Origin of the sequence: Reyranella sp. (genome assembly GCF_004297265.1) — a bacterium.
In the GTDB taxonomy this organism is placed as follows: Bacteria; Pseudomonadota; Alphaproteobacteria; order Reyranellales; family Reyranellaceae; genus Reyranella.
Window position 1 is genome coordinate 289,283 of the sequence record NZ_SCUT01000050.1, and the last position, 23,788, is coordinate 313,070.

At 67.1% G+C, this 23,788-nt stretch carries 24 protein-coding genes; 14 read left to right on the plus strand and 10 right to left on the minus strand.

Features of this window, described 5'->3' with window-relative positions; genetic code table 11:
* Positions 1–40: 40 nt before the first annotated feature.
* Positions 41–829, minus strand: coding sequence for an SDR family oxidoreductase (locus EPO41_RS22995; RefSeq protein WP_296330297.1), 789 nt, complete (start codon positions 827–829; stop codon positions 41–43).
* Positions 826–1,155, minus strand: a complete 330-nt coding sequence (locus EPO41_RS23000) for a nuclear transport factor 2 family protein (protein WP_296330300.1) — start codon at positions 1,153–1,155, stop codon at positions 826–828. The genes EPO41_RS22995 and EPO41_RS23000 overlap by 4 nt, the downstream gene beginning before the upstream one ends.
* Positions 1,156–1,251: 96 nt before the next feature.
* Here EPO41_RS23000 and EPO41_RS23005 point away from each other — a divergent pair, with 96 nt between their 5' ends.
* Together EPO41_RS23005 and EPO41_RS23010 are read left to right on the plus strand one after the other, a co-directional pair.
* Positions 1,252–2,145 (plus strand): LysR family transcriptional regulator, encoded by an 894-nt coding sequence (locus tag EPO41_RS23005; protein WP_296330303.1) that lies wholly within the window; start codon positions 1,252–1,254, stop codon positions 2,143–2,145.
* Positions 2,146–2,339: 194 nt separating this feature from the next.
* A complete protein-coding gene (locus EPO41_RS23010; protein ID WP_296330306.1) occupies positions 2,340–3,347 on the plus strand; it encodes a hypothetical protein in 1,008 nt (335 codons plus the stop codon).
* Here EPO41_RS23010 and EPO41_RS23015 read toward each other — a convergent pair whose 3' ends face one another.
* From EPO41_RS23015 to EPO41_RS23025, 3 genes are all read right to left on the minus strand, one after another.
* Entirely contained in the window at positions 3,348–4,211 is an 864-nt protein-coding gene (locus EPO41_RS23015; RefSeq protein ID WP_296330311.1) for a transglutaminase family protein, read from the minus strand.
* Between the two features lie 11 nt (positions 4,212–4,222).
* Positions 4,223–5,308, minus strand: a complete 1,086-nt coding sequence (locus tag EPO41_RS23020) for a sensor histidine kinase (protein ID WP_296330313.1) — start codon at positions 5,306–5,308, stop codon at positions 4,223–4,225.
* Between the two features lie 427 nt (positions 5,309–5,735).
* Positions 5,736–5,915, minus strand: coding sequence for a hypothetical protein (locus EPO41_RS23025; protein ID WP_296330316.1), 180 nt, complete (start codon positions 5,913–5,915; stop codon positions 5,736–5,738).
* 197 nt (positions 5,916–6,112) lie between these two features.
* On the opposite strand from EPO41_RS23025, the gene groL reads away from it, so the two are divergent.
* The 3 genes from groL to EPO41_RS23040 are packed head-to-tail and all read left to right on the plus strand — an operon-like array spanning position 6,113 to position 8,864.
* Positions 6,113–7,771, plus strand: coding sequence for a chaperonin GroEL (gene groL, locus EPO41_RS23030; RefSeq protein ID WP_296330319.1), 1,659 nt, complete (start codon positions 6,113–6,115; stop codon positions 7,769–7,771).
* A 48-nt stretch (positions 7,772–7,819) separates the two neighbouring features.
* Positions 7,820–8,362 (plus strand): hypothetical protein, encoded by a 543-nt coding sequence (locus EPO41_RS23035; protein WP_296330322.1) that lies wholly within the window; start codon positions 7,820–7,822, stop codon positions 8,360–8,362.
* Positions 8,363–8,414: 52 nt separating this feature from the next.
* On the plus strand, positions 8,415–8,864 hold the full coding sequence (locus EPO41_RS23040; RefSeq protein ID WP_296330325.1) for a hypothetical protein: 450 nt from the start codon (positions 8,415–8,417) through the stop codon (positions 8,862–8,864).
* Between the two features lie 34 nt (positions 8,865–8,898).
* Here the strand turns inward: EPO41_RS23040 and EPO41_RS23045 are convergent, their stop codons facing one another.
* Positions 8,899–9,183, minus strand: coding sequence for an acyl carrier protein (locus tag EPO41_RS23045; protein ID WP_296330328.1), 285 nt, complete (start codon positions 9,181–9,183; stop codon positions 8,899–8,901).
* Positions 9,184–9,513: 330 nt separating this feature from the next.
* Here EPO41_RS23045 and EPO41_RS23050 point away from each other — a divergent pair, with 330 nt between their 5' ends.
* The 6 genes from EPO41_RS23050 to EPO41_RS23075 all read left to right on the plus strand — a co-directional run bounded on the left by EPO41_RS23050 (position 9,514) and on the right by EPO41_RS23075 (position 15,997).
* Positions 9,514–10,194: a DUF4286 family protein gene (locus EPO41_RS23050; RefSeq protein ID WP_296330331.1), complete on the plus strand. Its 681-nt coding sequence runs from the start codon at positions 9,514–9,516 to the stop codon at positions 10,192–10,194.
* A 219-nt stretch (positions 10,195–10,413) separates the two neighbouring features.
* Positions 10,414–11,265, plus strand: a complete 852-nt coding sequence (locus EPO41_RS23055; RefSeq protein WP_296330334.1) for a ferric reductase-like transmembrane domain-containing protein — start codon at positions 10,414–10,416, stop codon at positions 11,263–11,265.
* A gap of 12 nt (positions 11,266–11,277) precedes the next feature.
* Positions 11,278–11,964 carry a molybdate ABC transporter permease subunit gene (gene modB / locus EPO41_RS23060; RefSeq protein ID WP_296330339.1) on the plus strand — a complete coding sequence of 229 codons (687 nt, stop codon included), beginning with the start codon at positions 11,278–11,280 and terminating at the stop codon, positions 11,962–11,964.
* The gene (modC, locus tag EPO41_RS23065; RefSeq protein ID WP_296330341.1) at positions 11,961–13,022 is read left to right on the plus strand and encodes a molybdenum ABC transporter ATP-binding protein; all 1,062 of its coding nucleotides are present in this window, start codon (positions 11,961–11,963) and stop codon (positions 13,020–13,022) included. Before modB ends, modC begins: the two co-directional genes overlap by 4 nt.
* 53 nt (positions 13,023–13,075) lie before the next feature.
* Complete coding sequence (locus EPO41_RS23070; RefSeq protein ID WP_296330345.1) at positions 13,076–14,698, plus strand: FMN-binding glutamate synthase family protein; 1,623 nt, start codon at positions 13,076–13,078, stop codon at positions 14,696–14,698.
* Between the two features lie 69 nt (positions 14,699–14,767).
* A complete protein-coding gene (locus EPO41_RS23075) occupies positions 14,768–15,997 on the plus strand; it encodes a PLP-dependent aminotransferase family protein (RefSeq protein ID WP_296330347.1) in 1,230 nt (409 codons plus the stop codon).
* A 122-nt stretch (positions 15,998–16,119) separates the two neighbouring features.
* Here EPO41_RS23075 and EPO41_RS23080 read toward each other — a convergent pair whose 3' ends face one another.
* The 4 genes from EPO41_RS23080 to EPO41_RS23095 all read right to left on the minus strand — a co-directional run bounded on the left by EPO41_RS23080 (position 16,120) and on the right by EPO41_RS23095 (position 19,442).
* Positions 16,120–16,539: a VOC family protein gene (locus tag EPO41_RS23080; RefSeq protein WP_296330350.1), complete on the minus strand. Its 420-nt coding sequence runs from the start codon at positions 16,537–16,539 to the stop codon at positions 16,120–16,122.
* A gap of 14 nt (positions 16,540–16,553) precedes the next feature.
* Positions 16,554–17,186 carry a YceI family protein gene (locus tag EPO41_RS23085; RefSeq protein WP_296330352.1) on the minus strand — a complete coding sequence of 211 codons (633 nt, stop codon included), beginning with the start codon at positions 17,184–17,186 and terminating at the stop codon, positions 16,554–16,556.
* Positions 17,187–17,212: 26 nt separating this feature from the next.
* Entirely contained in the window at positions 17,213–17,749 is a 537-nt protein-coding gene (locus EPO41_RS23090) for an SRPBCC family protein (protein WP_296330356.1), read from the minus strand.
* 85 nt (positions 17,750–17,834) lie between these two features.
* Complete coding sequence (locus EPO41_RS23095) at positions 17,835–19,442, minus strand: NAD(P)/FAD-dependent oxidoreductase (protein WP_296330362.1); 1,608 nt, start codon at positions 19,440–19,442, stop codon at positions 17,835–17,837.
* A 112-nt stretch (positions 19,443–19,554) separates the two neighbouring features.
* Between EPO41_RS23095 and EPO41_RS23100 the strand changes: the two genes are divergently transcribed.
* Genes EPO41_RS23100 through EPO41_RS23110 form a run of 3 tightly spaced genes read left to right on the plus strand, consistent with a single transcriptional unit; the run spans position 19,555 to position 23,755 of the window.
* A complete protein-coding gene (locus tag EPO41_RS23100; RefSeq protein WP_296330365.1) occupies positions 19,555–20,868 on the plus strand; it encodes an FAD-binding oxidoreductase in 1,314 nt (437 codons plus the stop codon).
* On the plus strand, positions 20,865–23,165 hold the full coding sequence (locus tag EPO41_RS23105; RefSeq protein WP_296330368.1) for a xanthine dehydrogenase family protein molybdopterin-binding subunit: 2,301 nt from the start codon (positions 20,865–20,867) through the stop codon (positions 23,163–23,165). Before EPO41_RS23100 ends, EPO41_RS23105 begins: the two co-directional genes overlap by 4 nt.
* Entirely contained in the window at positions 23,162–23,755 is a 594-nt protein-coding gene (locus EPO41_RS23110) for a DUF938 domain-containing protein (RefSeq protein WP_296330371.1), read from the plus strand. Before EPO41_RS23105 ends, EPO41_RS23110 begins: the two co-directional genes overlap by 4 nt.
* Positions 23,756–23,788 lie beyond the last annotated feature (33 nt).

A 23,788-nucleotide genomic window follows, 5' to 3' on the forward strand; every position in this document is an offset into this window, starting at 1 on the left:
CAACGTCGGCGGGATGAAACAATGCCCTTGCAGGCCGTCTTCAGACCGTTCGAATGGTGCCGCCATCGATGACGAACTCGGCGCCGTGGATGGCGGCGGCGCGATCGGAGGCCAGGTAGGCGATGAGGTCCGCGACCTCATAGGGCTCGGCGGCGCGCCCCATCGGAATGCCGCCCAGGCTGTCGAGGACGACTTGCCTCGCCTCCTCGACCGTTCCGCCATTGGCCGCCTGCAGACGCTCCAACAGGTCGACGGACGACTCGGTCATGATCCAGCCGGGGGACACGGTGTTGACGCGCACGCCCTTCGGCCCGAGTTCCTTCGAGATCGACTTGCTGTAGGTTCTGAGCGCGGCCTTGGCGCTGGCGTAGGCGGTGGTCGCCTCGGGAAGAGGCAGGACCGACTGGATCGAGGTGACGTGCACCACCGTGCCGGCGCCCCGTTCGATCATTTGCGGGATGAGAAGCCGATCAAGGCGGACCGTGGCGAGAAGGTTCAGGTTCAGCTCGGCGAGCCAGTGATCGTCTGTCAGGGCAACAAAGCCGCCGCCCGGAGAGGACGAGCCGCCAATCACATGGGCCAGGATGTCGACGCCACCCATATGCCCAAGCGCGGCGTTGGCCAGGATTTCCCCTCCCTCGGCCGTCGTCAGGTCCGCTTGCACGAACTCGACGCCGTCGATGGGCTCAGCGTGTCCCCGGGCGGCGGTGATCACCCGGGCGCCACCGGCCAGGAAGCGGTCGACGGTGGCGCGGCCCAGACCCTTGGTGCCGCCGCTGACGAGCACACGCTTTCCCGCGAACTCGGTCGGATCAGCTTTGATGGTCATATCGTGATCTCCAGGGCTTTGATCGCGTCGTGCTGGAGCGTGAAGCGATAGGTGAAGCGGATGGGGCTGCCCTTGAAGTCGCCATGGGCGAGGCCTTCGGCCACGACCTGACCGTTCTCGTGGCGAACAGTGTCCGGCGTGAAGATGGCCTTGACCGCAATCACCTCGTCTTCGAACAAGGTCCGGAGCTCGGCGTGGCCCTGGTAGCGCTTTCCATTGTCCACGATGACCGCATCGGCGGCGAAAGGCTTCAGCATGCCGTCGACATCGAGTCGTGCGTTGGCCTCGACATAGTCGGCTATGGGTTTGGGTAGTTCGATCGACATCGTTCGGCTCCCTCAAGTGACGAGATTGATCTAGGGGAAGGAATCACTCACGATAATCGGGTCAATCTGGCATGCAGCGTTGCGAAAAGTAGGACAATGCCGAAACACGGCCTGATGGAGTTTGATGCTGTTCTCGCCATTGCGCGGCGCGGGTCGTTCCGGGCAGCGGCGCTGGAACTCGGTCTGTCGACCACCGCACTGAGCAACGTGATCGGCAAGCTGGAGCGACAACTCGGCGTCCGGCTGTTCAATCGCACCACGCGCAGTGTTTCCCTGACGGACGCCGGACGAAATTTCGTCGATCAAGTGGGGCCGGCGGTACGCACCCTGCACGAGGCGATGGGCGCTGCCCGCTCGCAGCAGGAAACCCCATCCGGGACCCTTCGGATCAACGCATTCGCGACAGGCGCGCGGGAGGTGCTTCGTCCGCTCCTCCTGAAGTTCTTGCGGCGCTATCCGCAAGTTCACATCGATCTCGTCACCGAGGGCCGGATCGTGGACATCGTTGCCGAAGGATTCGATCTTGGCCTGAGGAGCGCCGACCTGGTGCCGAGCGACATGATTGCCATTCCCGTCGGTCCTCCCCGTCGCTTTGCCGTGGTCGCATCGCCCGAATATTTCAAGGCCAACGGCAAGCCCCGCGTGCCCCCCGACCTGCTACGCCACTCATGCCTCCGCATCCGGTTGCCGAATGGCGCACTGCATCGCTGGCAATTCGAAAAGAACGGTCAGCCCGTCCAGATCGACGTTCAAGGACCCATCAGTCTGGACGAGGCCAGCCTCTCGCGCATCGCGGTGCTCGACCATGTCGGCATCGGCTACTTCATGGAGTCCGATGTGCGCGAGGACATCGAGGCGGGGCGTCTCGCTCGGGTCCTGGAGGACTGGACGCCGCCAATGGCACCGCTCTGTCTCTACTATCCCAACAGGCGCAATCCTTCGGCCGCGTTCAAGGCGTTGATCGATATGGCGCATCGCCCCGCTAGCTGACGGCTTGCGCGGTGGTAACGACTGTGCCCTTCAACGCCCCGACTCCGCGCTTCACTGCGATCCGCTCCCGTACCGGAGCTCATTGGTCACCCGATGCCTCGGCGCGGACCACGCCTCCGATTTGTCACGACAATTCACCGCCGGGCGGCGATTTGCCGATTGTTAATCGGGTGCGCGGAGGGCACGGGCATGGCATGCGCTCCAACAAGCCGGTGAACATGGACATCGAACAGCTTCGGGGATGGGCCTCGATCATGGACAAGGCCATGATCGCGAGCCTTGTCGCCACCCTCCTGGCCGTGTCGGCGCTGGGCATCACGACCTTCCTGTCGTTCCGCTACAGCGCCGCCGTTCGCGCCCATGAGCAGGCGGCCCTCGATCGCTACAAGGGCCTGGAAAGCGAGGCCGCACAGCGTGAGCGGGAGGCCTCGGCGGCGCGCGAGCAGGCGGCGGCGCTCGAACGGGCCATCGCCACCGAGCGGGATCGCACGGCAAAGCTCGAGCGGGAGGTCTCGATCGCGCGGGACCAGGCGACGGCGCTGGCGCAGGAAGCGGAGAAGGCGCGCGAGCGGAGCATCGCGCTCGAGCGGGCGGCCCGCGAGGCGACCGAGCGAGCGGCCCAGGCGCCGGTCGAGAACAGGACGGCGTCGGAAAGCGCACGACCGCCGCTGTTCGATGCGGCCGAAATCCGGCGGCGCCTCGCCGACCTGGGGAAGCTGGTCAAGGACGCGACCACGCGCACCCCGGAGCCGGCCCGGGAGACGCCTGCGGAAGCGGCACCGCCGGCCGTCGCGGCGCCGGCCCCGCCGCCCTCGCCGTTCGTGGCGAGCCTGCAGAGATATGCCGGTACGCCGGCCGCGATCTTCCTGCTGGGCCAGATCACCGACGCGCCCGCCATCGGCGCGACGATTTCCGACGATCTCGGCAAGGCAGGTTGGGCACCGCAGACCTGGACCTGGGGCGGCGTGGCCGGCATCTATGGCGTCGTCGTGCTGGTCCGGGACGGCAGCGATCCGGCGACGCACGAAGCGGCCGCCGCCCTCGTGGACGCGCTGGGCGCGGCCGGCTTCAACGCCAGCAAAGGCGACTGGCCGGCGAACTGGGGCCGGTTCCGCGGCACGCTCAACGGGCCGCAGACCCCCAGCCCGACCGACGCCGCCATCCGCATCGTCATCGGCGAGAAGGCGCGCAAGGCCTCCTGATCAGAGCGGCGTCACGTTGAGGTCGACCCAGAGGCCGCGATAGGCGTCGCTGGCGCCGATGAAGTCGCCCGAGACCGGCGTCACCTGCCAGATCTCGCGCGCCACGGCGACCGGAATCAGGTTGGCCCCGCCGACGCTGCGGTTGGTCGGGTCGAAGGTGATCCAGCCGGCGCCCGGCACATAGACCTCGGCCCAGGCATGCGTGGAATCGGCTTCGTAGTTTCCCGTCGCCCGATCCGGCCTGAAGAGATAGCCCGAGCAGAGCCTTGCGCCGAAGCGCAGGCAGCGTGCCGCCTCGACGAACAGCACCGCCAGGTCGCGGCACGAGCCCAGCCCGCGCGCCAGCGTCTCGAGCGGCGCCTGCGTCCCTTCGCTCTCGCGGCTCTGGTAGCGGATCTGCTGGGCGACGCCGGAGCTGAGGTCCTTCAACAGAGACAGTGTGTCCGTCGGATCGCTGCGAACGAACCCTTTCGCCCAGGCCAGCAGCTTGCGCTCGGGGTCGAGATACTGCGGCACCACCAGCGCGCCGAGATCCGTCCAGTCGGCATCGGTGTAGGCGAAGGGATAGCGCGTCGCGACGGCGGCGATGTCGAACACCGGCCACGGATCGACGCCCAGCGTGAGCACCGCTTCGCTGTCGACCACCAGCCGGTCGGTGAGCCCCTCGAAACCCGCCGTCGCCACGGCATTGCCGAACACGTCGTGCGCCCAGGTCACGGTGGCCGCCGGCGTCACCGTGACCTCGTGCGACACCAGCCGCAGCTCGCGGCTCTCGCGCGGCCGCAGCATCAGCCGGTGCGGCCCCAGGCGGACGGGCGCGTGGTAGAGGTAGGTGGTGCGGTGGCGAATCCTGAGGGTAAGCAAGTGGACCTTCGTCAAGCGACCGGGAAGACGACCTTGAAGCACGAGCCGCGGCCCACTGGATTGGGATGCGCCGTGAACTTGCCGAGCAGCTGGGCCGCCAGGGCGTGCACGACCTTCATGCCGAGGCCCAGACCTGCCGTCGCCGCGACGTCGAAGCCCCCGGACAGGCCCGGACCCTCGTCGAGAACGCAGAGTTCGCACTCGCTTCCGGCCAGCCGGTGGAACGTGATCGTGATCGGATCGCCGGCATGCTTGCGCGCGTTGGTGACCAGTTCGTTGACGATCAGGCCGATCGGCAGCACCTGCTCCTTCGGGACGTCGAACTCGTCGGCGCCCTCGAGCCTGATCTCGCCGCCGATGCTGGTCGACAGCTCCTCGCAGAGCCTCCGGAGATGGGCCGCGATCGGCACGCGACCGGCGGTTTCCTGGGTCGAGAAGGTCCGATGCACACGCGCCACCGACAGCACCCGGTTGGCGGCAGCACGCAATTGCTGCGTCACCTCGGACGATCCCGACGCCCGGCTCTGCAGCTGCAGCAGGCTCGCCACGAACTGCAGGCTGTTCATCGCGCGGTGGTCGACCTCGCTGGACGTGATCTCGGCCTGGGCCAGCGCGCGCCGCGCCGCAAGCCGCATGGCCAGTAAGTCGGTTGCGATGCCGCCCAGCACGCGCAGCCGGCGGATCTGCTGCTCGTCGACCTGGCGCGATCGCCGGTCGATGACGCACAGCGTGCCGAGTTCGTACCCGTCGGGATCGTGCAACGGGACGCTGGCATGAAAGCCGTTCGTGAACTCGGCTCGCAGCCAGGGCATCATGACCGGCGCCGCAGGATCATCCCCGCGGTTGGCCTGTGTCGCGTCGAGCCCATGATGCGATTTGAAGAACACGTGCCCGGCACCGATGAAACCCAGGATCGCGATCGGCGTACTGAAGATGTCGGCGGCCAGGGCGGTGATGCGGTCGAAGGCGGGCTCAGGCGCGGTGTCGAGTATGCCATACTGCTCTATTGCCGCGAGGCGCGCCGCCTCGATGCCAGCACGCTCGCCGGGCAACGTCTCGGCCCTCGTGCCCGGCGGAGTCTGGACGAGATGCAACATGGCCTGCACTCTTGCCCCGGTATCGCAGGAGAGGATCCTCATGCGCCACGATAGATCGCGACCCTACTCGCAAACGGTCCCCGAGTCTGTGCTTTCATCGGCGCGGAGGCCAGACCAAAACCGGTGGAGTCGCGGCAACCGGCAGGCGCAAGATACCGCTCGGAGAAATGACCGCAGCCTGCGTTTGCGTGCGCCCCCGGAATCGGGTCATGCAGGCGGAGGACCAGGAGGCGGCTCGCGCGGCGGCGGCATCGGAGGAGTAGGCGTCGGCCTCGATCCGGGCGGCGGCTCGCGAGGCGCCTCGTTCGGCGGTCTGGGAATACGTGCCATGGGAAGTCCCTTCGCCGTTGCCGGCCGGAGCCGGTGAACCAAATTCCACTGTCGCACGTCTGACCTGCCGGGCACGACCGGCCAGCCTCATGCAAGCTCAGGATCGGCGTTCTTTCCTCGCGCGACAAGCGTCGAGGGCGGCAACCGCTGACTGCCAAAGCGCGCGCGCCGCCTCCACGACCTGCACGTCATGAAAGCTCTCGAGGCGCAGGTACCTCCCATGAGCGGCCTGCGCGGCTTTTTCGAGGCGCTCCAGTTCGGGATCGATTTCGCTCATTGCTCATCAAGGCGCACCGGGGACTCGACGTTGCACATATTTTGAAACATTGCACGGCACCTTCGGATCACACCCGAAGAATATCCCTCGCCATTGTCCCCTTTCGTCACCATGTTATGAGGACGCGCCGCACCGCGGCCGATCAGGTCTGCTCGTCAGACCGACCCATTCAGAACACCTCCCGGGGGCGAAACGCCATGTCCGCTAAGGAAGTCCGCTTCGGCGGCGACGCGCGCGCGCGCATGATGCGCGGGGTCGACATGCTGGCCGATTCCGTGAAAGTGACGCTCGGTCCCAAAGGCCGCAACGTCGTGCTGGCCAAGTCCTACGGTGCGCCGCGCATCACCAAGGATGGCGTCACCGTCGCCAAGGAGATGGAACTCTCCGACCGCTTCGAGAACATGGGTGCGCAACTCGTCCGCGAGGTCGCGACCCGCACCTCCGACACGGCGGGCGACGGCACCACCACCGCCACCGTGCTCGCGCAGGCGATCACGCGCGAAGGGTTGAGGTCGGTCGCCGCCGGCATGAGCCCGATGGACCTCAAGCGCGGCATCGACCTCGCCACCGACTGGGTGATCGAGGAGCTGAAGCGTCGCGCCCGCAAGGTCTCGACCAGCGAGGAGATCGCCCAGGTCGGCACCGTATCGGCGAACGGCGACAAGACCATCGGCAAGATGATCGCCGAGGCCATGAAGAAGGTCGGCAATGAGGGCGTCATCACCATCGAGGAGGCGACCACGCTCGACTCCGAGCTCGAGGTCGTCGAGGGCATGCAGTTCGACCGCGGCTACCTCTCGCCCTACTTCGTGACCAACGCCGCCAGGATGAGCTGCGAGCTCGAGAACCCCTACATCCTGATCCACGACAAGAAGCTCTCCGGCCTCTCGACCGTGCTGCCGGTGCTCGAACTGGTGGCGCAGTCGGGAAAGCCGCTGCTGATCATCGCCGAAGACATCGACGCCGAGGTGCTGGCCACCCTGGTGGTCAACAAGCTGCGCGGCGGCCTCAAGGTCGCGGCCGTCAAGGCGCCGGGCTTCGGCGACCGCCGCAAGGACATGCTGGGCGACATCGCCATCCTCACGGCGGCGCAGGAGATCTCCGAGGACCTCGGAACGAAGCTGGAGGCCGTGACGCTGGCGATGCTGGGCACCGCCAAGCGCGTCGTCATCGACAAGGACAACACGACCATCATCGACGGCGACGGCAAGAGGAAGGACATAGAGTCCCGCGTGGCGCAGATCCGCGCCCAGATCGACAAGGTCGAGTCCGACTACGACCGCGAGAAGCTGCAGGAGCGGCTGGCCAAGCTCGCGGGCGGCGTCGCCATCATCAAGGTGGGCGGTGGTTCGGAGTTCGCGGTCAAGGAGAAGAAGGACCGCGTCGAGGACGCCATGCATGCCACCAAGGCCGCGGTCGAGGAGGGCGTGGTCGCCGGCGGCGGGGCCGCTCTGCTCTACGCCACCCGCGCGCTCACGGAGTGCCGCGGCGCCAACTCCGACCAGCAGGCCGGAATCGACATCGTGCGCCGCGCGCTGCAGGCGCCCGTCCGCCAGATCGCCCAGAACGCCGGCCATGACGGCGCGGTGGTGGCCGGCCACATGCTCGAGCAGAAGGACGCCAACTTCGGCTTCGACGCCCAGAAGGGCGAATACGGCGACATGATCAAGGCCGGCATCATCGACCCGCTGAAGATCGTCCGCACCGCCCTGCAGGGTGCCGCCTCCGTGGCGGGCCTGCTCGTCACCACCGAGGCCATGATTGCCGAGTTGCCCGGCGAAGGCGGCGGAGCCGGTGGCATGGCCGGTGGAATGGGTGGAATGGGCGGTGGCGGCATGGGGGGCATGGGCTTCTAGCCCACCCCCGCGGCCACGATGACGAGAAATGCCAACCCCGGAGGCCCGATGACCCTGCGTCCGGAATATTCACTCGGCCACTCGGCCTACAACGATTTCCTGTTCGGCTCGCTGGGCCAGGACGCGGCAGGTACGGAGGTCACCATGCTCTCCGCCTTGTCGCGGCTCGGCATCGACCCGTGGCAGGAGGCGGCGCGTCTCGCCGCACTGCCGCGCGACGCGGCAGCCGAGGCTCTGGCCGCCACCATCCTGCGACTGCCCGACAGGACGGGCCGGGACGCCGAGGTGCCGAAGATCGCGGCCCGCCTGGTGGCCTTGTTGCCAGAGGGCGCCGTCGTGGACATCCCGCAGACCAAAGAGGCCCGCGTCGCGTCGCTGGAAGCGGCGGTCAGATCTGAACGGGTCGGCCAGAACACGAAGAAGGACGCGACCGGAACCACCATGCATGCGGCCGTCCGCAAACCGAAAGCGCGTCTCACGACCTGGCTGATTTGGGGAGCGCTCGCCATGGCATTCTATTTCCTGATCGTGCAGCTCACGCCGACCCGCAATCTCGAATCCGAGCGTTATGAGACCCCGCGGGGTTCCTGACGCGTGAAGGTTCGCGACGCGACAGGCGCTCATCCCCAGTAGAGGCAAATGCATGTCTGCGACTGCACTCCATGCCGATCAGGAGCTCATGACCGTTCTTCCCGACTATGCGCTGAGCCGGGCCCGCTACACGCCCTTTCTCTTCACCGTCGTCGGCACCGAAGGGAAAGGCGCCAGGAACGGCGGCGAGGACATCACCGTCCTCACCGCGCTGGCGCGCATTGGAATCGATCCGTGGCAGGAGGCGGCGCGCCTGGCTGTGTTGCCACGCGCGGAAGCGGCAGAGTCCCTGGCCGCGACCTTCGTCAATCTGCCGGACACGCGCTGGGCCCTCGGCGACGCCGCGGGTACGGCGCGACGCATCGTCGACACGCTGCCGAAGCCGAGCGACCGCGCACCGCCCGCACTGGGTCCCTGGATCTTTCTGACATGGCGTTTCTGGGCAGCCGTGGGTCTCACGCTCGCACTCGTCGCGCTGAACTACGTGAAAGAAGGCACCTGACGAGCGCTTGCTCAGCGCGTGGCCATGACACCCGCTACTTCGCCCGCATGCGGTCGATGAGCGCGACGAGGTCGTCGAGGGTAACCAGCTTGTCGGCTTCGGCGTCGGAGATTTCGACACCGAACACATCCTCGACCGCCATCACCAGCTCGACGAAGTCGAGGCTGGTCGCGCCCAGGTCGGCCACGAGGGCCGCGTCGCCGCGCACCCTGTTGGGCGAAATGCCGAGGACGGCCCCCACGATTTCGCGGACTTGAGCCGGGAGACTATCGGGGCCGGGCGGATGGACAGAAGCGCTCTGCGTGCCGGAGATCATCATCGGGAACCTCATATCGGTTCATCTCGCCGGAAATCGAGCAACGCCATCACGCGAGGGGTTCGCGCAGGACTTCCACCGGGAGCCGCTCACGCCGGCCGCAGAGCGTACGAGACGACCAGTAGTGCGATGATGACCGGTAACAGAAACGGCGGATCGCACCAGTGATCCACCTGCGCACCTCCGAGGGTGGGCGACGGTGCCCCTGTTTACACTCGGCACCGATCACTGTCGAGGAAACGTTCGTCCATTTGGGAAGCCCATGAAAGATGTAACTGCGCCTCCGCAAAATGCTAAATTGCATAGGCATCCGGCACATCCACGACAGGAGTTATGATGCCCCTCCTCGGCAAGGGAATGCTGCTCACGTTCACCGACGTGTCGGCGCGCGACGAGCGCGACTACAATGAGTGGTACAATCGTGAGCATATCGACGACCGCGTGAACCTGCCGGGCTTCCATCGCGGCCGGCGCTACGCCGCGGTGCGCGGCACGCCGCGATATCTCGCAGTCTACGAATGCGACAGCGTCGCCGTCCTCGGCACGCCGAACTATCTGCAGACGCTGGACAACCAGACGCCGTGGAGCCAGCGGGTGATGGCGCGGTTCACGCATTTCACCCGGCTGACCTTGCGCATCCAGGTCGACCAGACTCATGGCGTTGGCGCGGCGCTGGCCACGGTCCGTTTCGTGCCGGACCTGCACCGGCGCAATGCGCTGGTCGAATTCCTGTCCACGCAGATCCTGCCGAAGCTGATCGCGCGCCCCGGCGTGCTGGGCGCCGCGGTCGGCGAGAACGATCTCGAGGTGATGCATGCGCCCCTGCAGGACAAGAGCATGGACCATCCCCGGGCGGATGAATCCGAATGGGTCGTCCTGGTCGAGGGCGCGGACGTCGCGGCCGTCGGCGCGGCCGCGCGCTCCCTGTTCACGACCTCGCGGCTCCGCCCCTTCGGGGTCGAGGCGGCGCCCGCGATCACGACCTGGCGTTTCCTGTTCGGCAACCAGCGATGACGTATCTTTGACCCGCTGTTGATCGCTCATTCGACTAAGGTGTTCCCAAGCGAGGCAGAATCGCTTTCCTCCCCATTCAAATGGGGAGGTGTCGACGTCATACGTCGACGGAGGGGTCATGATGGACCAGTCTTTCGCCCATGACCCCATCGCCCCGTATGACGGGGCACTTCCCCCTCTGAAGGGGGAAGCAGTTGATTTGTCTGACGGGGTCGGCGCGTGTCCAATCAACGAACGATTTTCTGGCTGAGGCTCGCGACGCTGGTCGCCCTCTGCCTGCCCGCCGCCGATCTCGCCTGGCGCTGGTACACCGGCGATCTCGAGCCGCGCGCCGTGACGCTTGCCACGCACATCACCGGCGACTGGGCCGTCGTGTTCCTGCTGGTCTCGCTGGCGCTGACGCCCGCGCGCGCCGTGTTCGACTGGTCGCCGCTGATCCATATCCGGCGAAGGGTCGGCGTGGCCGCGGCGCTCTACGCGGTGGCCCACCTCCTGATCTACGTGCTCGACCAGAAATGGAACCTGGTGGTCGTCGCCACGGAGATCGTGAAACGCTTCTATCTCACCATCGGTTTCGTGGCCCTCCTCGCCCTGGTGGCGCTGGCGATCACCTCGACCAATGGCTGGCAGAAGCGGCTGAAGCGCAACTGGAAGCGCCTGCACTGGCTGGTCTATCCGGCCGTCACGCTGGCCCTCCTGCACTTCTTCATCCAGTCCAAGGTCAATATCGGCGAGGCCGCCTTCGCCGCCGGACTGTTCGCCTGGCTGATGCTGTGGCGCGTGCTCCCGCCGAAGATCCGCACGGGCTTCGCCGGCCTGTTTCTGCTTGCCGCCGGCGCGACCCTGGTCACGGTGGTCTTCGAGGCCTCGTGGTACGGGCTGGTGAACAAGATCGATCCCCTGCGCGTCCTGGCCGCCAACCTCGATCCCGAGCTGGTGCCGCGACCGGCGCAGAAGGTGCTGGCGGTCTCGCTGCTGGTGATCGTCCTCGCGGCACTTCGGCGTGGACTCGCCTCGGCGAGCCGGCTCTGGACGCAGCGCTATATCCGGCGGACTATACCGACTTCCTGATCGGAAGAGGGTATGACTCCGGAAGAATGGACGGCCGTACGGCTGAGCCTCCTGATCGCCACGACGGCGACGTTCGCCAGCCTGCCGTTCGGCATCGCCGTTGCCTGGCTGCTGGCGCGCGGCCGCTTCTGGGGCAGGAGCCTGCTCGACACGCTGGTTCACCTGCCCCTGATCATGCCGCCGGTCGTCACCGGCTACCTGCTGCTCCTGTCCTTCGGCCGGCGCGGGCCGGTCGGCTCGTTCCTGGCCGAGGAGTTCGGCATCGTTTTCTCCTTCCGCTGGACCGGTGCGGCGCTCGCCTGCGCCATCATGGGCTTCCCGCTGATGGTGCGCGCCATCCGCCTGTCCATCGAGGCGGTCGACCAGCGCCTCGAAGCCGCCGCGGGTACCCTGGGCGCCAACCCGCTCTGGGTCTTCGCCACCGTCACCCTGCCGCTCTGCCTGCCCGGCATCATCGCCGGTGCCATCCTCGCCTTCGCCAAGTCGATGGGCGAGTTCGGCGCCACCATCACCTTCGTTTCCAACATTCCCGGCGAGACGCAGACCCTGCCGTCCTTGATCTACACGTTGACCCAGGTGCCGGGCGGCGACGCCGCCGCGATGCGGCTCACCCTGGTGTCGATCGCGATCTCCATGCTGGCGCTGCTCGGCTCGGAGCTGCTGGCCAAGCGTATCGGCGCACGGCGGCAAACGGCATGAGCCTGGACATCGACGTCGACCACAGGCGCGGCAATTTCCGGCTCCAGGCGCGCTTCACGGCCGCGCCGGGACTGACGGCGCTGTTCGGCCGTTCGGGCTCCGGCAAGACCAGCCTGGTCAACATCGCGGGCGGCCTGATCCGTCCGGACCGCGGCCGCATCGCCATCGACGGCCAGACGCTTGTCGACACCGAACGCGGCGTCTGCGTGCCCGCCCATCGCAGGCGCATCGGCTACGTCTTCCAGGACAGCCGGCTGTTTCCGCATCTCAGCGTGCGGCGCAACCTTCTCTACGGGCGCTGGTTCGCGCGCGGCGACGGCGGTGCGGCGGCCGATCTCGGCAGCGTCGTCGAGCTGCTGGGCATCGGCCATTTGCTGGAACGCGACCCCGACTCGCTGTCGGGCGGCGAGAAGCAGAGGGTCGCCATCGGCCGCGCCCTGCTCGCGAGACCGCGGCTGGTCCTGATGGACGAACCGCTCGCCTCGCTCGACGAAGCGCGGCGCGCCGAGATCCTGCCCTTCATCGAGCGGCTGCGCGACGAAGCGGGCGTCCCCATCCTCTATGTCAGCCATTCGGTCGCCGAAGTCGCCCGGCTCGCCACGACGGTCGTGATCCTGAGCGAGGGCACGGTGGCAGCCGTCGGGCCGGTCCAGGACATCCTGCCGATGGCCGATGCCGCCGATGGCGGCGCGGTGCTGGAGGCGCGGATCGTCCGGCACGACGAGACGTTCCACCTCTCGGTGCTGGAAAGCGCCGCGGGCGAGCTGCAGGTGCCGCGGCTCGATGCGCCCGCCGGCGCACATGTCCGTGCCTATATCCGCGCCCGCGACGTGATGCTGAGCCTCCGGCCTCCCGAGGACATCAGCGCGCTGAACGTGCTGGCCGGGCGCATCGCGTCCATCAGCGCGACGACGAATGCGCAGGCCGATGTCCGCCTGGACTGCAGCGGCGCCGTCCTGATGGCCCGGCTGACCGCCAAATCGGTCGACCGCCTGGCCCTGGCGCCCGGACGGCCGGTCTATGCCGTCGTCAAGAGCATGTCATTCGAACGCAGTTAACTGCGCTAGAGTGAGGGGGGCCGACCGGTCCGCCAATGAACGCGAGGAACCGAATGAAATCGATGCCGCTGCCGCTCTCGCCGCGATTCATCACCTGGACGCTGGCGACGCTCTTCGCCGTCCTGCTGGGAGCGGCCTGGGCCGTCGATCCCCGCTCCTGGTGGATCGGCATCGCTTTCCTCATCGCCCTCTTCCTCGCCTGCGTCGGCCTCTACGATTATTTCCAGACCAAGCACGCGGTGCTGCGCAATTATCCGATCGCCGCGCATCTGCGCTTCATCTTCGAGGCGATCCGGCCCGAGATGCGCCAGTACTTCTTCGAGGGCGAGAAGGACGGCATGCCCTTCCCGCGCGACCGGCGCGCGATCGTCTACCAGCGCGCCAAGTCGACGCTCGACGTCCGGCCCTTCGGCACCACCCACGACGTCTATGCCGAAGGCTACGAATGGATGACCCATTCGATCTCGCCGACCCCGGTCAGCAAGGAGCCGTTCCGCATCACCATCGGCGGGCCGGATTGCACGCAGCCCTACTCGGCCTCGATCTTCAACATCTCGGCCATGAGCTTCGGGGCGCTCAGCGCCAACGCCATCCGCGCGCTGAACAGCGGTGCCAAGCTGGGCGGCTTCGCCCACGATACCGGCGAGGGCGGCTACAGCCCCTATCACCGCGAGGGCGGCGGCGACATCATCTGGGAGATCGGCTCGGGCTATTTCGGCGCCCGCAACGCCGACGGCACCTTCTCGGCCGAGAAGTTCGCCGCCGGCGCCGCCAACCCGCAGGTCAAGATGGTCGAGCTGAAGCTCAGCCAGGGCGCCAAGCCCGGCCATGGCGGCGTGCTGCCGGGCCCCAAGGTCAGCGAGGAGATCGCCCTGACGCGCGGCGTGCCGGTCGGTGTGGACTGCATCTCGCCCTCGCACCACACGGCGTTCACGACACCCATCGAGATGATGCAGTTCATCGCCGAGATGAGGCGTCTCTCGGGCGGCAAGCCGGCCGGCTTCAAGCTCTGTGTCGGCCATGAATGGGAATTCCTGGCGATCTGCAAGGCGATGCTGGAAACCGGCATCTATCCCGACTTCATCGTCGTCGACGGCAAGGAGGGCGGCACCGGCGCGGCGCCGCTGGAATTCCTCGACCATGTCGGCAAGCCGATGCGGCAGGGCCTGCACATCGTGCACAATGCCCTGGTGGGCATCGGCGCCCGTCATCGGGTCAAGATCGGCGCCGCCGGCAAGATCGTCACCGGCTTCGACATCGTCCGGACGATGGCGCTGGGCGCCGACTGGTGCAACTCGGCGCGCGGCTTCATGTTCGCCGTGGGCTGCATCCAGTCGCAGTCCTGCCACACCGATCGCTGCCCCACCGGCGTCGCCACCCAGGACCCGACGCGCCAGCGGGCGCTGGTCGTACCGGACAAGATGGAACGGGTGGCGAACTTCCACCGCGCCACGCTGGCCGAGCTAGCCGAGCTGACCGCCGCGGCCGGCCTCGACCATCCGACCGACTTCAAGCCCATCCATATTTCCCGCCGCGTCTCGCCGAGCATCGTGGCGACCTATGCCGACCTCTATCCGGCGCTGGCCGAGGGTGAGCTGGTGTCGGGCACCAGCGACAAGCGTTGGCGGCGGGCCTGGGACATGGCTCACACCGGTTCGTTCCGCGCGACGGCCTGAGTCCGCGCAAACCTGTTGCGATTCCCCTTTGGTTGGCCCAGCAATTAGCCAACCAAAGAGGAAACGACCATGACCGCTCCGTTCGATTTCGCGCCCCTGCTGGCGCCCGGCACACCCGCGCCCGCCGCCAAGTGGAACGGATTCCCGAAGTACAATTTCATCGGCGGCCACAACGACGCCGGCAACGTGCCCGTGCAGGCGCTGATCGACGCGGCGACGGCCGTCCTGACGCGCGAGGGCGCGACCCTGGCGACCTATGGCCTGAACAGCGGCCCGCTGGGCTACAAGCCCTTGCGCGAATTCCTCTCGGCCAAGCTCAAGGACCATGCCGGAATCGAATGCGCGTCGGACGAGATCCTGATCACCTCGGGCTCGATGCAGGGCCTCGAGCTGATCAACAGCCTGCTGGTGACGAAGGGCGACACCGTCATCATCGAGCAGGAGACCTATGGCGGCGCGCTCACCAAGCTGAACAAGATCGGCGCCAACGTCGTCGGCATCCCGCTCGACCATGAGGGCCTGCGCCTCGACGTGCTGAAGCAGAAGCTCGAGGAGCTGAAGCAGAAGGGCATCAAGCCCAAGTACATCTACACGATCCCGACGGTGCAGAACCCGACCGGCGCCATCATGGGCGAGGCGCGCCGCGCCGAGCTGCTGAAGATCGCCGCCGAGTACGGCGTCATGATCTTCGAGGACGAGTGCTATTCCGACCTGATCTGGAGCGGCAAGCGTCCGCCCTCGCTCTACGCCATGGCCAGGGGCGAAGGCGTGATCTTCATCGGCTCCTTCTCCAAGTCGATCGCGCCGGCACTGCGGGTCGGCTACATCGTGGCCAAGTGGGAGATCCTCGGCCGCATCCTCGGCCTGAAGCAGGACGCCGGTTCCGGCGCGCTCGAGCAGATGGTGCTGGCGGAGTTTTGCAAGCAGCACTTCACCAACCACGTGCCGAAGCTCAACAAGACCCTGTCGGCCAAGCTGCAGGTCCTGCGCGAGGCGCTGGCCGAGCAGTTCGGCACCGATGCCGAATTCGGCGATCCCGAGGGCGGCATCTACCTCTGGATCAAGCTGCCCGACAACGTGGACACCACCAAGCTCGCCCAGGCGGCGCTCGCCGCCGGCGTGTCGCTCAATCCCGGCCCGGAATGGTCGACCAACAAGGACTATGCCCGCTCGCGCCTGCGGCTCTGCTTCGCCAATCCCGAGCCCGAGACGATCCGCAAGGGCGTCGAGGTCCTGGCCGACGTCTGCCGCCGCGAATTCGGCGTGCCGCTGCGCTCGGCCAACGTCGAGAAGAAGTAATTCTTCCTCCTTTGTCGGAGGATCAATGGAGCACGCCACTCCAGTGGCGCCCAGGCCCGATCGAGCGGTAAGGCATGAGCGCCACTGGAGTGGCGCGCTCCATTGGGAGACCTTGACCAGCCTCACATCTCCTGCGGGACAATCACCATCCACGAGACGCCGAACTTGTCGGCGACGCAGCCGAAGCGCGGCGAGAAGAACGTCTTGCCGATCGGCATCTGGATCTGGCCCTCCTTGGCCAGCGCCGCGAAGGCCTTGTCCGCTTCGGCTTCGTTGGCGACGTTGAGCGCCAGCGAGAAGCCCTGGAAATTGGTCTTGCCGTCGCTGCCCATGCCGTCCGAGCACATGATCATCGCGTCGCCGATATGCATGCTGGCGTGCATGACGGATTCGGGATCGACCTTCATATGCTCCATGGCGCCCTTGTCGGGGTTCTCCTTGAAGCGCATCAGCATGTCGACCCTGGCGCCGAGCTTCTCCTTGTAGAAGTCGAGCGCTTCCTCGCAGCGGCCGTTGAAGAACAGGTAAGGTTGAATGGCCATGTCTCTCTCCTTTGCTAGGGGTTCTTCTCGAACTCGGTATCGATCTGGATCTGGATCGGATCGGTGAAGAGCGACGGCAGGCCGTAATCCTGCGGATTGATGGTGGCGACGGCGTGAACGCCGATCCTCGGCTTGTTGTCGAAGCCCTTGCCTGCGCCGCCCAGTTCGACGTCGAAGGTCACGGGCTTCGTCTTTCCCATGAGGGTGAACTGTCCTTCGACCTTGCCGCGCGTCTTGTCGACGGGCTTGAACGCGGTCGAGACGAAGGTGGCTTCGGGAAAGGCTTTCGACTTCAGGAAGTTTTCGCCCGCCAGTTCCTCCGCGAAACCCTTGACGTTGGTCGTGATCGAGGCCGTCTCGACCGAGGCCGAGAGCTTCGACTTCTCGATCGCCGCGGGATCCCAGGTGAGCGAGCCCTTGGCGCGGTCGAAGCGGAACACGCTCTGCGAGTAGCCGATATGGGAGACGCGGACGATGACGGCGGTATGCATCTCGTCGAGCGTATAGGCGCCGGCCGTCGCCAGCGCGATGTCCCGCTCCCCGGCAAAGACACCGGGCGGCAGGGCCATGGGTGCAGGCGCCTGTGCCAGTGCTGCCATCGGACCCATCGCCAGAACGACGGCGAACGTACGCAATACGCGGTTCATATGAATCCTCCTCGACAAGTGTGTGTTCACTTCTCGACGACGGTCTTGAGCTTCGCCAATCCTGCCGCGAAATCCCGGCCGATCATGTCGTCCATGTCCATGAAGGTGCCGATCAGCTTGGTCATGAAGGTGCTGGGACCGTACATCGCCCAGGTGACAATCGTCTGACCGCCCTTCGGTTCCACCGTCAGTTCGGCCGTGTTGTGACCTTCGAATGGTTTCAGGAAGTCGAGCTTGATCACGACCTTGTTCGGCGGCTTGGAGTCGACGATCTCCATGCGGCCCTTGCCGACACTGTCGTTGCCGTCCCATTCATAGACGGCGCCCTTGCCGCTCTCGGCGCCGCTGTAGGTGCGCTTCATCGCGGGATCGCGGCCCTCGTAGGGCGACCACTCCGTCCACCGCTTCAGCCCCTCGATGTAGGGAAAGATCTTCTCGGGCGGCGCGTTCATGGTCGCTGTCCGCTGGACACGGAACGAATCGGGCTTGGTCGAGGCGTAGATCAGGATCGCCGCAATCGCCACGATGACGCCCGCGCCGACGATGGTCAGGATCTTCCGCATTCGGCCGCACCACCTTTAGTTAACCAACAAGTTAACTCTAGGACGATATGGAGGCCGTCGTCAATCCACGGCGCCGGCCTTGGCTTCAGGCCAGCGCGAAACCCTCGTAGCCGTTGGCCACGACCTTCTCGCAGGCCTGGATGTAGGCCGGCAGGCCGCCGATATAGGGCATGAACACCCGCGGCTTGCCGGGGATGTTGGCGCCGACATACCAGGAGCTGCAGGTCGAGCGAAGGGTGATGTTGGACACGTCGCCGACATGGCCGACCCATTCCTCCTGCGCTTCCGGCACCGGCTCGATCACCGTCTTGCCCTGGGCGCGCAGCGACTCGAGGCAGTCGGCGATGAAGTCGACATGCTGTTCGATCGAGGGAAGCATGTTGGTCAGCACCGAGGGGCTGCCCGGGCCGGTGATCATGAACAGGTTGGGGAAGTCCACGACGGTCAGGCCGAGATAGGTCTTCGGCCCCTCGTTCCAGCGCTCCTTCAAGGTCACGCCGCCGCGACCGCGAAAGTCGACCTTGAGCAGCGCACCGGTCATGGCGTCGAAGCCCGTCGCGAGGACCAGGCAGTCGAAGGTGAAATCCTCTCCCTTGGCGCGCAGGCCGGTCGGCGTGATGCGCTCGATCGGCTCGTCGCTGATGTCGACCAGGGTCACGTTCGGCCGGTTGAAGGTCGCCCAGTAGCCGGTGTCGACGCAGAGCCGCTTGCAGCCGATGATGTTCTTCGGCACCAGCGCCGCCGCCGTCTTCGGATCCGTCACCACCTCGCCGATCTTGGCCCGCACGAAATCCGCCGCGGCCTTGTTCGAATCGTCATTCAGCAGCAGATCGGAGAAGGACGCCATGAAACCCAGCCCGCCATAGTCCCAGCGTGCCTGGAACTGCCGATTGCGCTCCTCCTCCGGCGTCTCGGCGGCCGAGGCGGGATTGATCGTGAAGTCGATGCCGGCCGGCTTGGTCTTGGCCCGCCGGCGCATCTCGGGATAATTCGCCTTCACCTGCCGCACATAGTCGGGATCGAGTGGCCTGTTGTGCGCCGGCACCGTGTAGTTCGCGGTGCGCTGGAAGACGGTGAGGTGCTTGGCCTGCTCCGCCATCACCGGGATCGACTGGATGGCCGAGGAGCCGGTGCCGATCACGCCCACGGTCTTTCCCGTGAAGTCGACGCCCTCATGCGGCCAGTTGCCGGTGTGATAGGTCGGACCCTTGAAATCCTCGAGGCCGGGAATCTTCGGCGTGTTGGGCGAGGACAGGCAGCCCATCGCGGTGATCACGAACCGGGCCGTGACCGTCTCGGCCGTACCGGACGCGCCGGCCTTCTCCGTCTCGACCCGCCAGACATTCGCGGTTTCGTCGAAAGTCGCCTTGCGGACACGCGTCTCGAAGCGCATGTCGCGGCGCAGCTCGTAGCGGTCGGCGACATGGTTGGCGTAGCGCAGGATCTCGGGCTGGGTGGCGTAGCGCTCGCTCCATTCCCATTCCTGCTCCAGTTCCGGATCGAACTGGTAGGAATACTGGACGCTCTCCACGTCGCAGCGCGCCCCCGGATAACGGTTCCAGTACCAGGTGCCGCCGACACCTTTGCCGGCCTCGAACACACGCGCCGTGAAGCCCTTCTGGCGAAGCCGGTGCAGCATGTACATGCCGCCGAACCCCGCGCCGATGATCACCGCATCGAAATCGATCGACATGCGTCCTCCGGAATTGCTGAAGTCGGTAGAAAATCCCTGGCAAAATTAGTGCGGGAGAGGAGGTGGCCGCGCAAGCCTTCCCATGGCACCTCTTCTCGCGGAGAAGAATGAAATGACCGAATCCGACTATCCGGCCAGCTGGTATGCCGCCACGCGAGACGTGGACAAGCCGCGTGCGCCGCTCGCCGCGCAGGAAGAGGCCGATGTCGCGGTCGTGGGCGGCGGCTTCGCGGGCCTGCATACGGCGCGGCTGCTGGCGCGGCAGGGGAAGCGCGTGATGTTGCTGGAACGGCGGCGCATCGGCTGGGGCGCCTCCGGCCGCAACGGCGGCTTCGTCGGCCCGGGCTACGCCCAGCGCTCCGGCGCGCTGATCGACCGGCTGGGACTCGATCATGCGCGCCGGCTCTATGCCCAGTCACAGCGCGGCGTCGCGATCGTGCGCGAGGCGATCGCGGAGCTCGGCCGACCCGACATCCTGATGGGCAGTGGCAAGCTCAGCGTCTCGCGCACCGACCAGGGCGCGGGCTTCGCCGAGCGCACGCGCAAACTGGCGGAGCAGCTCGGCGCGTCGTTCGAACCCTGGGAGACCTCGCGCGTGCGCGCCGTGCTGGCAACGAAGCGCTATCATCAGGCCATCCACGACCCGGCCTCGTTCCATATCCATCCGCTCAACCTCGCCCTGACATTGACGGACGACATCGAGCGTCAGGGCGGGCGCGTCCACGAAAACACCGAGGCCATCGGATTGACACGCGACGGCAAGGGCTGGCGCCTGCGCACGCCGCGTGGCGGCGTCAGGGCACAGCATGTCGTGCTGGCCGGCAATGCCGATCTCGGTGCCGTACAGCCGGGTGTCGCGCGGGCGGTGCTGCCGGTCGCGACCTATGTCGCCGTCACCGGGAAGCTCGGTCCCCGGCTCGGCGAGGCGGTCCGCTGGACGGGCGCGATCTCAGACACGCGCCGTGCCGGCGACTACTACCGGGTCGTCGACGGCGACCGGCTTCTATGGGGCGGCCGCATCACCACCGACACGAGCGAGCCGCCGCGCCTGCGCGAGATGATGCGCGGCGACATCCTCTCCGTCTATCCCCAGCTCGGCGAGATCGAGATCGCCTATGCCTGGCCCGGCATCATGGGCTACGCGCCGCACAAGATGCCCCAGGTGGGCGAGACCGAGCCCGGCCTCTGGGTCTGCTCGGCCTTCGGCGGCCATGGCGTCGCGCAGACGGCGGCCGGCGCCGATGCGGTCGCGGCCGGCATCCTGGGCGATCCGTCGCGCTGGCGCCTGTTCGCGCCCTTTGGCACGGGCTGGGCCGGTGGTCCCGCCGGACGGGCGGCGACTCAGCTTGCCTACTGGGGCCTCCAGATGCGTGACTGGTGGGACGAGAAGCGCCAGGCACAGAACGCGGAGACGTTGCGCACATGACGATCGAACGGATGGGCGACTCAGCCCTGCGGCGAGAGGATGCGCGGTTCGTCACCGGCCACGGCGCCTATCTCGACGACCTGAAGTTCGACGGCGTCGCCCAGGCCGTGGTGCTGCGCTCGCCGCATGCCCATGCGCTGATCCGGTCCATCGACACGACGGCGGCACGCTCCGCGCCCGGCGTGCTTGCCGTCCTCACGGCGGCCGACGCCGCGGCCGACGGGCTGAAGCCGCTGCGTCCCTATGCCGAAGCGAACGTGCAGACCGGCGAGCCCTTCGCCTTCGCACCACAGCCCCTCCTGGCCTCGGACAAGGTCCGCTTTGCCGGCGAACCCGTGGCGCTGATCGTCGCCGGGACGCACGCGCAGGCGCTCGACGCCGCCGAGTTGGTCGTCGTCGATTACCAGGCGCTGCCGGCCGTGACCTCACCGGAGGGCGCACGCGCCCACGGTGCGCCCCAGCTCGCCAAGGAGATTCCCAACAACACCTGCCTCGACTGGCACGCCGGCGACACGGAAGGCACCGACGCGGCGTTCGCCCGGGCCGCGCATGTCGTGTCGCTCGACCTCGACAATCATCGCATCGTGATGAACCCGATGGAGCCGCGCGGCGGCGTGGGCACGTTCGATCCAACGACCGGGCGCTACACGCTCCACGTCTCGAGCCAGAACATCCACATCAACCGCACCTTCGTGGCGCGCTCGCTCGGGGTCGAGGCGAAGGACGTGCGGTTCATCGCGCACGATGTCGGCGGCGGCTTCGGCGCCAAGAACTTCGCCTATGTCGAGCACGCGCTGATCCTGTGGGCCGCGCGCCGGATCGCCCTGCCGGTGAAATGGATCGCCAGCCGCAGCGAGGTCTTTCTGTCGGACCATGCAGCGCGCGACATGCAGGCCGAGGCGTCGCTGGCGCTCGATGCAAACGGCAAGTTCCTTGCGCTCAGGATCGCGAGTGTCGCCAATCTCGGCGCCTATATGGCCGGGGCCGGCGGCGGCGTGCAGACCTTCCAGTACATCCATCTCCAGGGCTCGGTGTACCGCATCCCCGCGATCGCGCTGCACGTCGTGGCCGTCGTCACCAACACCGCGCCCATCGGCGTGACGCGCGGCCCCGGTTTTGCCGAGGCGATCAACATCGTCGAGCGGCTGATCGATGCGGCGGCGCACCGGACCGGCTTCGATCGCGCCGATCTCAGGCGATGGAACATGGTGCCGGCCGAAGCGATGCCCATGACCAATGCCTTCGGCTTCGAGGTCGACAGCGGCCGCTTCGCCGAATCGCTCGACCATGCCCTGGCCCGTGCCGACCGTGCGGGCTTCGATGCCCGACGGCGCGAGAGCGAACGACGCGGACGGCTGCGCGGGCTGGGCTTCGCCTATCACATCAAGGCGACCGGCGGTCCGCCCGATGAGAATGTCGACGTACGCTTCGAAGCGGACGGCACCGTCTCGCTGATCACCGGCACCCAGCATATCGGCCAGGGCCACGAAACGACCTTCCCGCAGATCCTCAGCACTCGGCTGGGCATTCCCAACGCGCGTATCCGCCTCGTGCAGGGCGACACCGACGCGATCCCGTTCGGCGGCGGCCATGGCAGCTCGCGCGCCACCTACATGGGCGGCACGGCGATCTGGCGCGCCTCCGACGAGATCATCGCCAAGGGCACCGCGCTGGCGGCCGACGCACTCGAAGCATCGGTGGCCGATATCCGCTTCGAGGATGGGCGCTTCGTCGTCTCCGGCACCGACCGGGCCATCGGCTTGTTCGACGTGGCGGCGCTCGGTCGCGAGAGGGGCAGGCCGCTCGACACGTTCCACGCCTGGAAGCGCGAGCACATGACCTTTCCCAACGGTGCGCACGTGGTCGAGGTCGAGATCGACCGCGACACCGGCCGGGTCGACCTGGCGCGCTACACGGCGGTCGACGATTACGGCGTGCTGGTCAATCCGATGATCGCGGCCGGCCAGGCGCACGGCGCCATGGCGCAGGGCGCGGGCCAGGCGCTGCTGGAGCATGCGACCTACGACCCGGAGTCGGGCCAGATGGTGGCCGGCTCCTTCATGGACTACGCCCTGCCGCGCGCCGACGACCTGCCCTCGTTCGACCTCGGCTTCAACCCCACCCGCTGCACGACCAACCCGCTGGGGGTGAAGGGCTGTGGCGAGGCCGGCGCCATCGCGGCCTTCCCCGCCATCGCCAACGCCATCCTTGACGCGCTGGCGCCGCTCGGCGTGAAAGGCTTCGACGGTCCGGCGAGTCCGCTGCGGATCTGGCAGGCCATCGAGGAGGCACGATGAGACGCGAAGCACCGGCTGCGGCCCGCAACCGGCAACCGATCCTCGAGGTGCTGCAGCCGCGCCTGCCGGAAAAGGGACTGGTGCTGGAGATTGCCAGCGGCACCGGCGAGCATGTCGTGCACTACGCCGCCGCCCGGCCGGGCCTCACCTTCCAGCCCAGCGACCCCGATGCCGGCGCGCGCGCCAGCGTCGACGACTGGGTACGGACGCTTGGCCTCGGCAATGTGCGGCCGGCGCTGGAGATCGACGTCACCATGGAGTCGTGGCCGGTCGAGCGGGCGGACGCCGTGCTCTGCTGCAACATGATCCATATCGCGCCGTGGGAGGCCGCGATCGGGCTGGTGACGGGCGCCGCGCGCCTGACGCCCCCGGGCGGCCTGCTCTTCCTTTATGGCCCGTACCGGCGCGGCGGCCGGCATACCGCGCCCAGCAACGAGTCCTTCGACGCCGACCTCAAACGTCGCAATCCCGCATGGGGCGTGCGGGACCTCGAGGCTGTCACCAGACTGGCCGCCGCGCAGGGCTTTTCCGCGCCGGAGATCGTCGAGATGCCAGCAAACAATCTGTCGCTGCTCTTCAATCGCCTGTGATGATGCTGGGCGGTGGCAATCCTGCAGGGGATG

Excerpts from the sequence above, each read along its gene's own strand:
- EPO41_RS23000 (WP_296330300.1), bottom strand. The coding sequence starts at position 1,155 with ATGTCGATCGAACTACCCAAACCCATAGCCGACTATGTCGAGGCCAAC.
- EPO41_RS23050 (WP_296330331.1), top strand. The coding sequence starts at position 9,514 with ATGATGCCCCTCCTCGGCAAGGGAATGCTGCTCACGTTCACCGACGTG.
- EPO41_RS23020 (WP_296330313.1), bottom strand. The coding sequence starts at position 5,308 with ATGTTGCATCTCGTCCAGACTCCGCCGGGCACGAGGGCCGAGACGTTG.
- EPO41_RS23090 (WP_296330356.1), bottom strand. The coding sequence starts at position 17,749 with ATGCGGAAGATCCTGACCATCGTCGGCGCGGGCGTCATCGTGGCGATT.
- EPO41_RS23045 (WP_296330328.1), bottom strand. The coding sequence starts at position 9,183 with ATGATGATCTCCGGCACGCAGAGCGCTTCTGTCCATCCGCCCGGCCCC.
- EPO41_RS23040 (WP_296330325.1), top strand. The coding sequence starts at position 8,415 with ATGTCTGCGACTGCACTCCATGCCGATCAGGAGCTCATGACCGTTCTT.
- EPO41_RS23085 (WP_296330352.1), bottom strand. The coding sequence starts at position 17,186 with ATGAACCGCGTATTGCGTACGTTCGCCGTCGTTCTGGCGATGGGTCCG.
- modB (WP_296330339.1), top strand. The coding sequence starts at position 11,278 with ATGACTCCGGAAGAATGGACGGCCGTACGGCTGAGCCTCCTGATCGCC.
- EPO41_RS23075 (WP_296330347.1), top strand. The coding sequence starts at position 14,768 with ATGACCGCTCCGTTCGATTTCGCGCCCCTGCTGGCGCCCGGCACACCC.
- EPO41_RS22995 (WP_296330297.1), bottom strand. The coding sequence starts at position 829 with ATGACCATCAAAGCTGATCCGACCGAGTTCGCGGGAAAGCGTGTGCTC.
- EPO41_RS23035 (WP_296330322.1), top strand. The coding sequence starts at position 7,820 with ATGACCCTGCGTCCGGAATATTCACTCGGCCACTCGGCCTACAACGAT.
- EPO41_RS23010 (WP_296330306.1), top strand. The coding sequence starts at position 2,340 with ATGCGCTCCAACAAGCCGGTGAACATGGACATCGAACAGCTTCGGGGA.
- EPO41_RS23100 (WP_296330365.1), top strand. The coding sequence starts at position 19,555 with ATGACCGAATCCGACTATCCGGCCAGCTGGTATGCCGCCACGCGAGAC.
- EPO41_RS23110 (WP_296330371.1), top strand. The coding sequence starts at position 23,162 with ATGAGACGCGAAGCACCGGCTGCGGCCCGCAACCGGCAACCGATCCTC.
- EPO41_RS23025 (WP_296330316.1), bottom strand. The coding sequence starts at position 5,915 with ATGAGCGAAATCGATCCCGAACTGGAGCGCCTCGAAAAAGCCGCGCAG.
- EPO41_RS23105 (WP_296330368.1), top strand. The coding sequence starts at position 20,865 with ATGACGATCGAACGGATGGGCGACTCAGCCCTGCGGCGAGAGGATGCG.
- EPO41_RS23080 (WP_296330350.1), bottom strand. The coding sequence starts at position 16,539 with ATGGCCATTCAACCTTACCTGTTCTTCAACGGCCGCTGCGAGGAAGCG.
- EPO41_RS23005 (WP_296330303.1), top strand. The coding sequence starts at position 1,252 with ATGCCGAAACACGGCCTGATGGAGTTTGATGCTGTTCTCGCCATTGCG.
- EPO41_RS23095 (WP_296330362.1), bottom strand. The coding sequence starts at position 19,442 with ATGTCGATCGATTTCGATGCGGTGATCATCGGCGCGGGGTTCGGCGGC.
- EPO41_RS23070 (WP_296330345.1), top strand. The coding sequence starts at position 13,076 with ATGAAATCGATGCCGCTGCCGCTCTCGCCGCGATTCATCACCTGGACG.
- groL (WP_296330319.1), top strand. The coding sequence starts at position 6,113 with ATGTCCGCTAAGGAAGTCCGCTTCGGCGGCGACGCGCGCGCGCGCATG.
- modC (WP_296330341.1), top strand. The coding sequence starts at position 11,961 with ATGAGCCTGGACATCGACGTCGACCACAGGCGCGGCAATTTCCGGCTC.